A 1139-nucleotide genomic window follows, 5' to 3' on the forward strand; every position below is an offset into this window, starting at 1 on the left:
GAGGCGATCCAGAACAGCGGTGCGTTGAGTGCGTTGCGCACCACGGCCACACCGGTGGCTTCGTCGCCGGTCAGGCCGAGGTCGTCGGCCAGAGCCAACGCTGCCTGAGTCAGAGCCGAACCGCCGCCGGGGACGATTCCCTCTTCGACGGCGGCCTTGGCCGCAGCCACAGCGTCGTCGACGCGGAACTTGCGCTCCTTGAGCTCGGTCTCGGTGGCAGCGCCGACCTTGATGACCGCGATGCCGCCCGAGAGCTTCGCCAGACGCTCGTCGAGCTTCTCGCGATCCCACTCGGAGTCGGTGTTCTCGATCTCACGGCGGAGCTGACCGACGCGCGCGTCGATGTCGTCCTGCGTGCCCGCACCGTCGACGATGGTCGTGTCGTCCTTGGTGACGACGACGCGACGAGCGCGACCGAGCAGCTCGAGCCCGGCTTCCTTCAGGCTCAGACCCACATCGGCGGTGATGACCTGGCCGGCCGTCACGACCGCGAGATCGTCGAGGAACGCCTTGCGACGATCACCGAAGAACGGCGCCTTGACCGCCACGGCCTTGATCGTCTTGCGGATGGAGTTGACTACCAGCGTCGAGAGAACTTCACCTTCGGTGTCCTCGGCGATGATGAGCAACGGCTTGCCGCTCTCGGCAACCTTCTCCAGCAGAGGCAGAAAGTCCGGAAGCGAGGTGATCTTCTCGCGGTACAGCAGGACGTACGCGTCCTCGAGAACTGCTTCCTGCGCGTCGACGTCGGTGACGAAGTACGGCGAGAGGTAGCCCTTGTCGAACTGCACGCCTTCGGTGACCGAGAGCTCGGTGAGCAGCGTCGAGGACTCCTCGACGGTGACGACGCCGTCCGCGCCGACGCGGGTGAGCGCCTCGCCGACGAGTTCACCGATCTCGGGGTCACGCGAGGACACGGTGGCGACCTGAGCGATCGCCTGCTTGCCCTCGACCGGGGTTGCGGCGGCGAGCAGAGCCTCGGCGACCTTGTCGGCCGCCTTGGAGATGCCGGTGCCGAGCGCGATCGGGTTGGCACCTGCGGCGATGTTCTTCAGACCGCCACGCACGAGCGCCTGAGCGAGGACCGTCGCGGTGGTGGTTCCGTCGCCTGCGACGTCGTTGGTCTTGGTGGCGACGCT

General features: G+C 67.0%; 1 protein-coding gene. It reads right to left on the bottom strand.

Going from position 1 to position 1139, the window contains the following annotated elements:
• Nucleotides 1–1139: chaperonin GroEL (groEL, locus tag A2J02_RS16440; RefSeq protein ID WP_068051284.1), on the bottom strand; the 1139-nt coding region annotated here is incomplete at both ends.

This window comes from Rhodococcus sp. EPR-147, assembly GCF_001647185.1.
Classification (GTDB): Bacteria; Actinomycetota; Actinomycetes; order Mycobacteriales; family Mycobacteriaceae; genus Rhodococcoides.